Origin of the sequence: Arthrobacter sp. RCC_34 (genome assembly GCF_041360795.1) — a bacterium.
Classification (GTDB): Bacteria; Actinomycetota; Actinomycetes; order Actinomycetales; family Micrococcaceae; genus Arthrobacter_E.
The window spans coordinates 377,128-389,461 of the sequence record NZ_JBFUPW010000002.1; the positions used below are offsets into that span (position 1 = coordinate 377,128).

Annotated in this window: 10 protein-coding genes; 3 read left to right on the top strand and 7 right to left on the bottom strand. The window is 69.3% G+C overall.

The window, feature by feature from the left end; translation table 11 throughout:
• Window positions 1-65 precede the first annotated feature (65 nt).
• On the bottom strand, window positions 66-1,553 hold the full coding sequence (locus AB6732_RS10420; RefSeq protein WP_370959894.1) for an NAD-dependent succinate-semialdehyde dehydrogenase: 1,488 nt from the start codon (window positions 1,551-1,553) through the stop codon (window positions 66-68).
• A gap of 160 nt (window positions 1,554-1,713) precedes the next feature.
• The gene (gene rsmI, locus AB6732_RS10425; RefSeq protein ID WP_370959895.1) at window positions 1,714-2,571 is read right to left on the bottom strand and encodes a 16S rRNA (cytidine(1402)-2'-O)-methyltransferase; all 858 of its coding nucleotides are present in this window, start codon (window positions 2,569-2,571) and stop codon (window positions 1,714-1,716) included.
• Between the two features lie 45 nt (window positions 2,572-2,616).
• On the opposite strand from rsmI, the gene AB6732_RS10430 reads away from it, so the two are divergent.
• Both AB6732_RS10430 and AB6732_RS10435 read left to right on the top strand, forming a co-directional pair.
• Window positions 2,617-4,359 carry a dolichyl-phosphate-mannose--protein mannosyltransferase gene (locus AB6732_RS10430; RefSeq protein ID WP_370959896.1) on the top strand — a complete coding sequence of 581 codons (1,743 nt, stop codon included), beginning with the start codon at window positions 2,617-2,619 and terminating at the stop codon, window positions 4,357-4,359.
• A gap of 45 nt (window positions 4,360-4,404) precedes the next feature.
• On the top strand, window positions 4,405-6,282 hold the full coding sequence (locus tag AB6732_RS10435; RefSeq protein ID WP_370960120.1) for a long-chain fatty acid--CoA ligase: 1,878 nt from the start codon (window positions 4,405-4,407) through the stop codon (window positions 6,280-6,282).
• Window positions 6,283-6,419: 137 nt separating this feature from the next.
• On the opposite strand, the gene AB6732_RS10440 is transcribed toward AB6732_RS10435, so the two are convergent.
• From AB6732_RS10440 to AB6732_RS10460, 5 genes are all read right to left on the bottom strand, one after another.
• On the bottom strand, window positions 6,420-7,835 hold the full coding sequence (locus tag AB6732_RS10440; protein ID WP_370959897.1) for a TIGR01906 family membrane protein: 1,416 nt from the start codon (window positions 7,833-7,835) through the stop codon (window positions 6,420-6,422).
• Window positions 7,836-8,034: 199 nt separating this feature from the next.
• Window positions 8,035-9,273: an Ig-like domain-containing protein gene (locus AB6732_RS10445; protein WP_370959898.1), complete on the bottom strand. Its 1,239-nt coding sequence runs from the start codon at window positions 9,271-9,273 to the stop codon at window positions 8,035-8,037.
• 164 nt (window positions 9,274-9,437) lie between these two features.
• Entirely contained in the window at window positions 9,438-10,916 is a 1,479-nt protein-coding gene (ahcY, locus tag AB6732_RS10450; RefSeq protein ID WP_370959899.1) for an adenosylhomocysteinase, read from the bottom strand.
• A gap of 36 nt (window positions 10,917-10,952) precedes the next feature.
• Window positions 10,953-11,138 carry a Trm112 family protein gene (locus tag AB6732_RS10455; RefSeq protein WP_066214594.1) on the bottom strand — a complete coding sequence of 62 codons (186 nt, stop codon included), beginning with the start codon at window positions 11,136-11,138 and terminating at the stop codon, window positions 10,953-10,955.
• An 87-nt stretch (window positions 11,139-11,225) separates the two neighbouring features.
• Window positions 11,226-11,639 carry a DUF3499 domain-containing protein gene (locus AB6732_RS10460; protein WP_370959900.1) on the bottom strand — a complete coding sequence of 138 codons (414 nt, stop codon included), beginning with the start codon at window positions 11,637-11,639 and terminating at the stop codon, window positions 11,226-11,228.
• A gap of 68 nt (window positions 11,640-11,707) precedes the next feature.
• Here AB6732_RS10460 and AB6732_RS10465 point away from each other — a divergent pair, with 68 nt between their 5' ends.
• Window positions 11,708-12,205 (top strand): metallopeptidase family protein, encoded by a 498-nt coding sequence (locus tag AB6732_RS10465; protein ID WP_370959901.1) that lies wholly within the window; start codon window positions 11,708-11,710, stop codon window positions 12,203-12,205.
• Window positions 12,206-12,334 lie beyond the last annotated feature (129 nt).

Below are 12,334 nucleotides of genomic sequence, written 5' to 3' on the forward strand. Positions count from 1 at the left end.
CGTGGCGGTCCCTCAGGGGACCAGGGGCACTGCCGTCGGTTGCGAGAAGGCGGCGGCGCCGTGGATCAGTTGGCGTACGGGTCGGCGATGCCGATGTACTGGGTGGTGGTGTATTCGGCGATACCCTCGGCGCCGCCTTCACGGCCCAGACCGGACTGCTTCACGCCACCGAACGGAGCGGCGGCGTTCGAGATGACACCGGCGTTGAAGCCGACCATGCCGAACTCGATCTGCTCGGCCACACGGAACATCCGCGCGTAGTCGCGGGTGTAGACGTACGAGGCCAGGCCGTACTCGCTCGCGTTGGCCAGCTTGATGGCCTGCTCCTCGGAGGAGAAGGTGGTCACGGGGGCCACCGGGCCGAAGATCTCGCTGCGGAGGATGTCGGCGTCGTTCGGGACGTTGGAGAGGACGGTGGGGGCGTAGAAGTAGCCCTCGCCCTCCACCGGTGCGCCGCCGGTCGCGACGGTGGCGCCGGCCTCGACGGCTGCCGTCACCAGAGCGTGGACGTCGTCACGGGCGCCGGAGTCGATGAGCGGTCCGACGTTGGTCTCGGATTCGGTGCCGCGGCCCGTGCTGAGCGCGGCCATGGCGGTGGAGAACTTCGCGGTGAACTCCTCGGCCACGGACTCGTGGACCAGGAAGCGGTTGGCGGCGGTGCAGGCCTCGCCCATGTTGCGCATCTTGGCGGCCATGGCGCCCTCGACGGCCTTGTCCAGATCGGCGTCCTCGAAGACCAGGAACGGGGCGTTGCCACCGAGCTCCATGGAGGTGCGGAGCACATTGTTGGCAGCATCGGCGATCAGGCGCTTGCCCACGGCGGTGGAACCGGTGAAGGACACCTTGCGGAGGCGGGAGTCCTTCATGATCGGGCCGGAGATCGAGGAAGCGCTGGAGGAGGACACGACGTTCACGACGCCGGCCGGGACACCGGCCTCGACCAGGGTGGCCACGAAGAGCTGCGTGGTGAGCGGGGTGAACTTGGCGGGCTTGATCACCATGGTGCAGCCTGCGGCGATCGCCGGGGCGATCTTGCGGGTGGCCATGGCCAGCGGGAAGTTCCACGGGGTGATGAGCAGGCAGGGGCCGACCGGCTTGCGCTGCACGAGGATCTTGTTCTTGCCCTCGGGAGTGGTGAGGTAACGGCCGTAGTCACGCACGGTCTCCTCGGAGAACCAGCGCAGGAACTCGGCGCCGTAGGTGACCTCGCCGCGGGCCTCGGCCAAGGGCTTGCCCATTTCGAGGGTCATCAGGAGGGCGAAGTCATCGGCGCGCTCGGTGACCAGGTCGAAGGCGCGGCGCAGGATCTCGGCGCGCTCACGCGGAGCGGTGCGGGCCCATTCGGCCTGCACGGCGTCTGCCGCGTCGAGCGCGGCCATGGCGTCCTCGCTGGTGCCGTCGGCGATGCTCAGCAGCACCTTGCCGGTGGCCGGATCCTCGACGTCGAAGGTCTTGCCGGTGGAGGCTGCACGCCACTCACCGTTGATGAACAGGCCGGTGGGGACCTTGGCGAGCAGCTCTGCCTCGCGCTCGGCGGTGATCGCGGAAGTCATGGCGACTCCTTCGTGCTTGGGGGTACTGGGGTCAGCGGGCCTTCCAGGAAGACCCTTCCCAGCCAAGTTATCGCCGCGTTGTGACGCACGTCTACGCGGGGGTGCACTAGGGATCCCCTGGTTCACTGTGCACCTGCACAGTCCTGCGGACTGGCGAGGATCAGCTCCGTGCGGCGAGGACCGCCTGGTACAGCTCGCGCTTGCTCACGCCCTGAGCCTCCGCGACGACGGCGACGGCCTCCTTGAGCCGCAGGCCCTCAGCCGTCAGGGCGGAGACGGCCTCGATGTGGTCCTCTGGGCGGCTTGGCTCAGGCTCCCCCGCTCCCCCGACCACGACGGCGATCTCACCGCGGACCTCGCCCGACGCGGCCCAGGTGACGAGTTCATCGAGCGATCCTCGGATGACCTCTTCATAGGTCTTGGTGAGCTCGCGGCAGACGGCGGCCTGGCGGTCCGTTCCGAACACCTCGCGCAGAGCGGTCAGCATGACCTCGAGCCGGTGCGGCGCCTCGAAGAACACCATCGTGCGGCGCTCCTGAGTCAGCTCGCGGAGCGCGCCCAGGCGGTCGCCGGTCTTGCGGGGCAGGAAACCTTCGAAGGTGAAGCGGTCGGTGGGCAGACCGGACAGGGCGAGGGCGGTGAGCACGGCGGACGGCCCCGGGACCGCGGTGACCAGCACCCCGGCGTCGACGGCGGCAGAGACCAGGCGGAAACCGGGATCCGAGACCGCGGGCATGCCGGCGTCGGACACCACCAGGATGGTCTGCCCCTCCGCGACGAACTCCAGGAGTTCCTCGGCGCGTTCGCGCTCGTTGTGCTCGTGGTAGCTGATGACACGGCCGGAGACCGTCACGCCGAGCCCCTGAACGAGGCGGTGCAGGCGCCGGGTGTCTTCGGCCGCGATCACGTCCGCGGTCTCCAGGAGTTCCCGCAGCCGGGGCGAGGCGTCCCCGAGGTTGCCGATCGGCGTGGCCGCGAGGACCACACGCCCTTCACCCTGCACCACTCGCTCAGCCATGGCGACAAGCCTATCCCCAGACGCACCGCCCGGTAGCATGACTACGTGACCCAGACCGAAGAGGCCGCGCTGGACGGCGGCACCGCCAGTGCTTCCCCGGCTGATGCGTCCCCGGGGGGACCCCGGCACGGCGGAATCCCTGCGACGGTCCGGAAACGCCGCCTCGCGCAGGGCAAGGCCTCCTGGGTCCTGGACCCGAAGGTGGCCTACACCCGGGAAAGTCTCCTGGAACGGCTGCTGGGCCCCGTCCAGTCCTGGCGCGACTTCACCCCCACCCTGCGCCTCTGGTTCTGGCTCGGACCCCTCCTGACCGCCGTCCTCGGCGGCGTGCTGCGGTTCGTCCGGCTGGGTGAGCCGCGGTCACTGGTCTTCGACGAGACCTACTACGTCAAGGACGCGTACTCGCTCCTGCAGTCCGGCTTCGAACGCAACTGGGCCAAGGACGCGAACGCCGCCTTCAACCAGGGCGACCCGAGCCAGATCCTCGACACCGGCGAATACGTGGTCCATCCGCCGCTCGGCAAGTGGATGATCGCCTGGGGCATGGACCTCTTCGGCCAGGGCGACACCTTCGGCTGGCGCTTCTCCTCCGCCGTCGTGGGCACGCTGTCCATCCTCATCCTGGCGCTCGTGGCCCAGAAACTCTTCAACTCCGTCACCCTCGGCGCCATCGCGGGCCTGCTGCTGGCGGTGGACGGCACCCATCTGGTCATGTCGCGGATCGGCATCCTGGACATCTTCATCGAGTTCTGGGTGCTGCTCGCCTTCGCGTTCCTGCTTCTGGACCGCAGCGACGGACGACGGCGGCTCGCCACCCGGCTGTCCGCCCTCGCCGCCGCGTCGCCGGACGGCGTCCCGTCCGAGGCCGCGCTCCGCTGGGGCCCGGGTCTCGGCTTCCGCTGGTGGCGCCTGGCCGCCTCCGCCTCCATGGGCGCCGCCGTCGGCATCAAGTGGTCCGGGCTCTTCTTCGTGGCCGTGTTCGGCCTGCTCATGGTGTTGTGGGACATGAACGCCCGGCGCGTTGCCGGGATCCGGAACTGGGCCGTGGCCGGGATCGTCCGGGACGGCGTGCCCGCGTTCTTCCTCTTTCTGGGCACCGCCACGGTGGTCTACCTCTCCACCTGGACCGGCTGGTTCCTCAGCAACGACGCCTACAACCGCCACTGGGCCGAACAGAACCCGGGCAAGGGCGTGCAGTGGCTTCCGCCTGCGCTCCGCTCCCTCTGGGATTTCCACGTCCAGGCCTACACCTTCCACCAGGGCCTCAGCTCGGACCACCCGTACAAGGCGAGCGCCTGGACCTGGCTGGTCCTGGGCCGCCCCACCTCCTTCTACTACCAGTCACCGCAATGCGGTCCGAGTGCCCAGGAGAAGTGCTCCGACGCCATTCTGAGCGTCGGCAACCCCCTCATCTGGTGGGGCGCCACGATCGCCCTGCTGGTGGTCCTCTTCTACTGGGCAGGTCGCCGCGACTGGCGCGCCGGGGCCATCCTGGCGGGCATGGCCGGAGGGTATCTCCCCTGGTTCATGTATCCGGAACGGACCACGTTCTTCTTCTACGCCGTCTCCTTCGAGCCCTTCCTGATCCTCGGGCTCTGCTACGCCCTGGGCCTCATCCTCGGCCGGCAGGGGGATCCACCGTGGCGGCGCCGCTCGGGCTTCCTGGTGGTGGCGTGCTTCCTCGCGGCGGTGCTCCTGCTCTCCGCGTTCTTCTACCCCATCTGGACCGCCGAGACCATCAGCTACAACGACTGGCGTCTGCGCATGTGGATGCCTTCCTGGATCTGACCCGGATCCGAGACGACAGGAACTGGAACCCCCGTCATGAGCACCATCACCGAGTACACCGAGCCGCTGCTCTCCGAGCTCGACCCGGCGTCGAACGTCACGGACGTCCTGCTGGCCCGCGCCACCGCGACGCCGGACCGTCCCGTCTACGCCCTGCGCGCGCCGTCGTCGTCCGCAGCGACCGCCGGAACCGGAGCGCCCGGCGCCCTGCCCGGCTGGGACCTGCTCACGGCCGAGGGGTTCCTCACCCGGGTGAAGGCCCTCGCCAAGGGCCTGATCGCGGGCGGTCTGCAGCCCGGCGACCCGGTGGCCGTCATGAGCCGCACACGTTTCGAGTGGACCCTCGCGGACTTCGCCATCTGGTACGCCGGCGGTGTCACGGTGCCGATCTACGAGACGTCCTCCGCCAGCCAGATCGAGTGGATCCTGGAGGACTCCGGAGCCCGCCGGGTGTTCGTCGAGGACGCGGCGAAGGCGGATCTCGTCACCGCGGTGGCCGAGGGCTCGGAGCTGCTGGGCAGTGCTCCCCTCCAGGTCATCCGGATGGACGACGGCGGCGCCGTGCCGAACATGGTCAGCGTCGCGAACGCCGGCGCCGGGGTCACCGAGGCGGAGCTCGAGCGACACCGCACCTTCGCATCCCTGGCCGACACCGCCTCGGTCGTCTACACCTCCGGCACCACGGGCAAGCCGAAGGGCTGCGAGATCAGCCACGCCAACTTCGCCCTCGTGGCGGAGAACATCGTCCCGGCGCTCGGGGCGTTCACCCTGGTCCCGGACGCCCGCACGCTCATGTTCCTGCCGCTCGCCCACGTCCTGGCCCGCGCCGTGCAGGTCATCTGTCTCCATGCCGGGATCCTGGTGGGCCACAGCAGCTCCGCCTCGGAGCTCATGGCGGACATGCAGACCCTCAAGCCCACATTCCTGCTGGCCGTGCCCCGCATCTTCGAGAAGGTCGTGGCGGGCGCCCAGCAGAAGGCGGAGGAGTCCGGCAAGGGGAAGCTGTTCGCCCGTGCCTACAGCACCGCCGTCGAGTACGCCCAGGCCACCCAGCGGCACGAGCAAGGCCTCGGGGACGCCCCCGGGCTGGTCCTGCGGCTGCGGCACCTCCTCTTCGACCGGCTGCTCTATCCCCGGGTCCGGGCGGCCTTCGGCGGCCACATCACGCACACCGTCTCCGGGGCCAGCGCACTGAACCGGCACGAATCGGAATTCTTCCTTGGAGCCGGTGTGCCGATCTTGGAAGGCTACGGCCTGACCGAGACGACGGCTCCGGCGGCCGTGAACCGACCGGGCCAGAACCGGCTGGGCACTGTGGGGCGCCCTGTCCCCGGCACGTCGATCCGGATCGCGGACGACGGCGAGGTCCTGATCAAGGGCATCGGCGTCTTCAAGGGCTACCACAACAACCCGCAGGCCGACTTCGACGCGTTCGTGGACGGCTGGTTCGCCACCGGTGATCTGGGCACGCTCGACCAGGACGGCTTCCTGACCATCACGGGCCGGAAGAAGGACCTGATCGTGACGGCGGGCGGCAAGAACGTGGCCCCGGAACCGCTCGAGGAGACCATCCGCCAGAACCCGCTCGTGGAGCACGTGGTGGTGCTCGGCGAGGGCCGGCCGTTCGTCTCCGCGCTCATCGGGCTCGACCCCGAAGCCGTCGAGGCGTGGGGCCGGCAGCACTCCCGCCCGGGCCTGACCCCGGCGGAGGCAGCCCGGCTTCCCGAGGTCCTCGACTCCCTGCAGCGGTCCGTGGATCAGGCCAACACCCAGGTCTCCAAGGCGGAGAGCATCCGCAAGTTCGCCATCCTGGACGCGGAACTGTCCGTGGATTCGGGCCACCTGACGCCGTCGCTCAAGCTGCGCCGCAACGCCGTCGTGACCGACTTCGCCCCGCAGATCGACCAGCTCTACCGCGGCTGAACGGCTGGGCGACTGAACGGCTGAGGCCCGCTGGGCCTCACCCTCCGGGACCCGCTCCCCGGACACGGAAAAGCCCGCCCCTCACCGGGGGCGGGCTTTTCCGTGTCAGCCGGGTCGCCCCGAGCCGGGCGCCGGGATCACTCCCCCGCGACGGCGGCCTGCTGAGCGGCCAGGCGGCCCGCGATGACGGCCTTGCGGGCTTCGCGGCGGCGCTTGGTGGGCCAGGTGCAGATGAGCGTAATCAGGGCCGTGAGGAACACCAGACCGGCGATGGTGACGGCCGAGTCGATCCAGAACTGCCCCGGGAACAGGCGGATCAGCGTGTCCTGCAGCGTGAAGGTCCAGGTCCCGTTGGCGAAGAAGATCTCGTGGAAGCCGGTGAAGAAGCTGTCCCAGCCCAGGAAGCCGACGACGCCGAGCGCCACGATGATCACGAGCGTCACCACGGAGGCGGCGAAGAAGGCGTGCCGCAGCGAGCCGTCGCGGCGGCGTCCCAGGTACCAGATGGCCACGAGGGCCAGCACCGCGAGCAGGGCGCCCACACCCCACGTGCTCATGGTGACCATCTTGACGTCGGCCATGTGGGAGATCTCGGGGTCGCGGAACAGCTTGGTGCCGCTGGCCGTCACCAGGTCACCGAGGTACCTCGGCCCGGCGAAGTTGCTCAGGTAATCCACGGCGTACGAGCCGTACGTGAGCCGGTCCTCCTGGCTGAAGCCGTAGCCGTCGCCCGGGAAGCCGGGCCGGAAGTACTCGATCCAGAGGAACAGCGGAGTGGCCACCACGCGGACGGCGGCGATCACGAGCAGGAGCGGCAGGAAGATCGCGCTCAGGATCTTCACGACGCGCGGGCCCACAGGCTTCGCGGCCAGCGCGGCGTCGCGGGCGGCCTGGCGCTTCTGCACCTCCTCATCGGGGGCGCGCACCGTGAGCGCGCTCGTGGGAAGGCGTTCCTGGATCACGGTGGCCGGGGCTCCGGCAGTTGCCTTGTCCTCGTCCGCGGCGCGGGCTGCGGACTCGTCGCCGGCCATCTCGGCCTCCGGCGCTGCCGGCTCGGAAGTCGCCGGCTCAGCAGTCACAGGCTCACTGGCATCAGCGTCCGGCGTGACAGGCTCAGGCGTGACAGGCTCCGGCGTGACGGGCTCGGGGCTCGCGGTGCCGAACGCCTCCGTGCGGGCAGAGTCGCCCAGGATGGTCGGGCGGGCGGCGTCCGATGCGGCGGGCGCGGACAGGCTTTCCGCCACGACCGGGGTGTCCTCCGGAGCACTGGACGGCTCGGAGCCTTCGCGGGCGTCCGGGGCAGGGGTTCCGGCGGAGCGGGCCGCACTGGCCTCCGGGTCCCAGGGGGCGGGTTCCTTGAGGCCGTCCGAGGAGGAGGTCTCTGCCTCCCCGGCGCCATCAGGCTGCGTTCCGGGGGCGGTCTTCTCCGTCTCCTGGCGGGCGTCGCCCTCGGAGGCATCCGCCGCCGTCGAGCCCTTCATCCATTCGAATGCGGGTTCGTCGGAATCGTGGGGGCTGTCCCACGCCGGGTCATTGGGCTTCTTGTCGCTCACGGTCATCCACTTCTCGTCCGGCCTGGCGCCAGGCTGCAACGGGCATTCGGTTCTCCCTGTGACAGTACCCGTCAACACCGACAGCCGGACGGAAATGCGCGGCGTGGTCCCGGATCAACCGCCGGATTGTTGCCGGAGCGTTATCCGCACGGTCTCATGAGCCGCGCGGTCCGCCTCTCCCGCGGTTCCTCCGCACCGCTCAGGCGTTGCCGTACTGGGCCCAGGGGATGTTCCAGTCGCCGAAACCTTCGTCCGCACGGATGGGCGGCCCGGCGGTGTTCTTGAACTGCACCACGTCACCCGGCTTCATGTGTTCGAAGAACCAGGCGGCGTCCTTCGGCAGCAGGCCGACGCAGCCGTGGGAGATGTTGGTGTTGCCGATGAACTGGGTGCCCCCCGGCAGGGTCTCGTGGACGTACACGCCGCTCCAAGTGAGGCGGTTCGCGTAGTTCACGTCGGTCGGAGCGTAGTAGAGCGGGTCGCCCGGCTTGAGGCCGATGCTCTCCGCCCGGAAGTGGGAGACGCGCTGCTGCTCCAGGATGATGGCGGAACCGGATGGCGAGGGCATCTCGGGTCCGCCCATGCCGGCATCCGCCGAGTACACGAGCTGGCCGTCCTGGTAGACGCGCATGGTGTGCGCGGCGCCGTCCATGACGGCCACGCGCTGCGGACCGACCTTGAACGTGGTCGTCTTGCTGAAGCTGCCGATCTGGCCGTTGCCGAACGGCACGCCGAAGAGCTGCTGGTCCAGGGTCACGGTGCTGCCGGACTTCCAGTACGACTCCGGGCGGATCCGGGCCATGGTGTCCGAGTACCAGTGCCACTTGACTTTCTGACCGGCGCTGGAGGTGACCTTGACAGCCTTCTCAACACCGGCCTTGTTGGCGTCCAGGACCGGTTCGGAGAACGTCAGCTGGATGGGCTGGCCCGCACCGATCTGATCGCCCAGGGTGCCCACCACGAGCGTCGTGTTGGCCTCGTTCTTGGTGAGCACGGTGGTGAAGCTGCTGGTGCGCTGGGTTTCCCCGCCCGCCTCGTCCACCGCGGTGTAGCTGAGGGTGTAGGTGGTGTTGAACGCCAGTTTCCCGGTGGCCTTCCACTGGGCGTTCCCGGCGTCGTACTCACCCTCGACGGCGGCGCCCTTCGCGGGAGCCAGACGGACGTCCTTCACGGTGCCGTTGACGGCCTTCACGACAGGCGCCGTCACCGGGTTCACTTCCTTGGCGCCGTTGAGGGGCGCGACGGTGAGCTGCACGGGCTTGGCCGGCGGGGCCTGGGTGGTTGGGGCCTGGGAGGACCCGGCAGGTGAGGTGGTGTTCACGGCACCCAGCCACTGCGGAGCCGTGGCGGCGCCGATCCCGCCGAGGACGATGACGGCCCCGGCTGCGGACAGCGCGACGATCTTGACGGCCCGGCTCTTGCGGGTGCTCGGTTTCATGGTGTTCCCTCAACGGGCTGTGCCGGGGCTGAACCCCGGCACAGCGCCCTGCTCTTCGTGGCAAATCAGTTGAGGCCATTTTATCCCCGGCCACCAGGGAAAAGCCTGAACCCGGCACTTCGGCGGCGCCGGGTTCAGGCTTCAGCGGTACTGCGGTTCAGCGCTCAGTAGCGGTAGTGGTCGGCCTTGTACGGGCCGGCCACGTCCACATCCAGGTATTCGGCCTGTTCCTTGGACAGTTCGGTGAGCTCGACGCCGAGAGCGTCCAGGTGGAGACGCGCGACCTTCTCGTCCAGGATCTTGGGCAGGACGTAGACCTGGTTCTGGTACTCCTTCTCCTCGCCCTCCTGCTCGTGCTTGGTCCAGAGCTCGATCTGGGCGATGGTCTGGTTGCTGAAGGAGTTGCTCATCACGAACGACGGGTGACCCGTGGCGTTGCCCAGGTTCAGCAGGCGGCCCTCGGAGAGGACGATGATGGAGCGCTCCTTCTCGGTGCCCTCGTCGAAGACCCACTCGTGCACCTGGGGCTTGATCTCCACGCGCTTGACGCCCGGGACCTTCGCCAGGCCGGCCATGTCGATCTCATTGTCGAAGTGGCCGATGTTGCCCACGATCGCCTTGTTCTTCATGGCAGCCATGTCCGAGGCCATGATGACGTCCTTGTTGCCCGTCGTAGTGATGAAGATGTCGCCCTCGGAGAGGACGTTCTCCAGCCGTGCGACCTGGTACCCGTCCATGGCGGCCTGCAGGGCGCAGATCGGGTCGATCTCCGTCACGATCACGCGGGAGCCCTGCCCGCGCAGCGCCTCCGCGGCGCCCTTGCCGACGTCGCCGTAGCCGCAGACGACGGCGACCTTGCCGCCCATCAGCACGTCGGTGGCGCGGTTGATACCGTCCGGCAGGGAGTGACGGATGCCGTACTTGTTGTCGAACTTGCTCTTGGTGACCGAGTCGTTGACGTTGATGGCCGGGAACAGGAGGCGGCCCTGCTCGGCCAGCTGGTACAGGCGGTGCACGCCCGTGGTGGTCTCCTCGGTGACGCCCTGGATGCGGGAGGCGATCCGGGTCCACTTCTGAGGATCGGCCGCCAGATTCGCGCGGAGCACGTCCAGGATGATCCGGTACTCCTCCGGGTCCTCCTCGGTGGCGCCCGGCACGGCGCCGGCGGCCTCGAACTCGACGCCCTTGTGCAGCAGCAGGGTGGCGTCGCCGCCGTCGTCGAGGATCATGTTCGGGCCGAGCTCAGGGTTCTGGTCCGCGCCGGGCCAGCTCAGGATCTGCTCGGCGGTCCACCAGTACTCCTCGAGGGTCTCGCCCTTCCAGGCGAAGACCGGGACGCCCTGCGGGTCTTCGGGAGTGCCCTGGCCGACGACGATGGCGGCCGCGGCCTCGTCCTGGGTGGAGAAGATGTTGCAGGAGGCCCAGCGGACCTCGGCGCCGAGCGCCGTGAGGGTCTCGATCAGCACGGCGGTCTGCACGGTCATGTGCAGCGATCCGGCGATCCGGGCGCCCTTGAGCGGCTGGCTCTCGCCGAACTCTGCGCGCAGCGCCATGAGGCCCGGCATCTCGTGCTCGGCCAGGCGGATCTGGTGGCGTCCCGCCTCGGCCAGGGAGATGTCAGCGATCTTGTAATCGAACGTCATGTTGCTCTGGTTTCCGATCTGGTGTGGGGCCGGGGCTCAGTTGGCGGTGCGGGAGGCGTCACGCAGGGAGGCGGGCAGCAGCAGCGGGATGCCGTCCTCCACGGGATAACGGACGGCGGACTCCCCCGTGCCGGCGACGAGCTCGTCGCCTTCCTGGTGCAGGGGCGCGCCGGTCTCGGGGCAGCGGAGGATGCTCAGCAGTTCTGGGCTCAGCGAAGGCATGGAAGGCTCCAAACATCGGGCCCCGGAAGGCCGGGGCGGCGTGACCACCTTCCAGCCTACCGCCGTCGCCGGCTCGCGACGGAACCGTCAGGGTTCGCGCAGGGCCCGCAGATGGCCGCGGCGCGTGCCTTCGGCGCCGACGGGAGGTTCGAGGAGCGGCGGGCGGAGGCGCTGCGGGATCCCGGTGGCGGGTTCGGCGTCGTCACCGGCGGCCTGGCGCTCTTCCCGCACGGCGTCGGCCAGGGCGGAGAGCTCATCGCTCTCCGGGCGGGTGACCCGGCGCTCCGCTTCGGCGGACGCGGGCAGGGCGATCCGCAGGACCTCCCAGCCGCGGGGCACGGTCAGCCGGTCCGCATGGTGCACGCAGAGGTCGTAGCTGTGGGGCTCGGGATAGACGGCCAGAGGCCCCAGGACGGCGGTCGAATCCGCGTACACGTACGTCAAAGTGGCCACCGCGGACTCACGGCAGGCCGAACGCGAACACATCCTCATGGCACCCACAACGCACCAGATTACCGTCTGGCAGCCCGTTTTCGTCGCAAGGGCGGGAGCGGGTCTAGAGTCGATCTATGCAGTCCGGACCCAACGAACCCTCGGCGACGTTCTCCTTCCCGGAGACGAAGGAGGAAACGGCGGCCGGCCGTGACTTCCGGCACCGCCGCAGGAACCGCCACGGACGCGGCCAGCGCGGGGACATGATCCTGCCGACGCTCCCCGGACACCGCAACCGTGCGGAGCGCTTCGACGATCTGGTGCTGGACACCGCGCAGCGGCTCCACGATCTGCAGGGCCATCTCCTGGACGGCGTCCTCTTCGCCGTGGAGGAGATCCCGCCGGGGCTGGAGGAACTGCTGGCCAGTGGTCTGCCCGCTCCCCTGGGTCTCAGCACCCCGGCACGCGGCGATCTGGCGCCCCGCGTGACCGTGTACCGGCGCGTGGTGGAACAGAACTGCCCGGTCAAGGAGCAGCTGCCGGATCTGGTGCACGACGTCGTGGTGGAACACACCGCGCAGCTCCTCGGCGTCGCGCCCGAGACCCTCGACCCGTACTACCACCGCGGTCTCTGAACCCCGGCGTCACGTGGGCGGGCCCGCCTGTCGAGTTCGCTATCGGGGGTGTGAGTCCGCTACATCTGGTAGCGGACTCACACCCCTGATAGCGTATTCAGGCCCGGGGCGGGACCGATTCGGACGAGC

Excerpts from the sequence above, each read along its gene's own strand:
- AB6732_RS10420 (WP_370959894.1), bottom strand. The coding sequence starts at position 1,553 with ATGACTTCCGCGATCACCGCCGAGCGCGAGGCAGAGCTGCTCGCCAAG.
- rsmI (WP_370959895.1), bottom strand. The coding sequence starts at position 2,571 with ATGGCTGAGCGAGTGGTGCAGGGTGAAGGGCGTGTGGTCCTCGCGGCC.
- AB6732_RS10445 (WP_370959898.1), bottom strand. The coding sequence starts at position 9,273 with ATGAAACCGAGCACCCGCAAGAGCCGGGCCGTCAAGATCGTCGCGCTG.
- ahcY (WP_370959899.1), bottom strand. The coding sequence starts at position 10,916 with ATGACGTTCGATTACAAGATCGCTGACATCTCCCTGGCCGAGGCGGGA.
- AB6732_RS10455 (WP_066214594.1), bottom strand. The coding sequence starts at position 11,138 with ATGCCTTCGCTGAGCCCAGAACTGCTGAGCATCCTCCGCTGCCCCGAG.
- AB6732_RS10465 (WP_370959901.1), top strand. The coding sequence starts at position 11,708 with ATGCAGTCCGGACCCAACGAACCCTCGGCGACGTTCTCCTTCCCGGAG.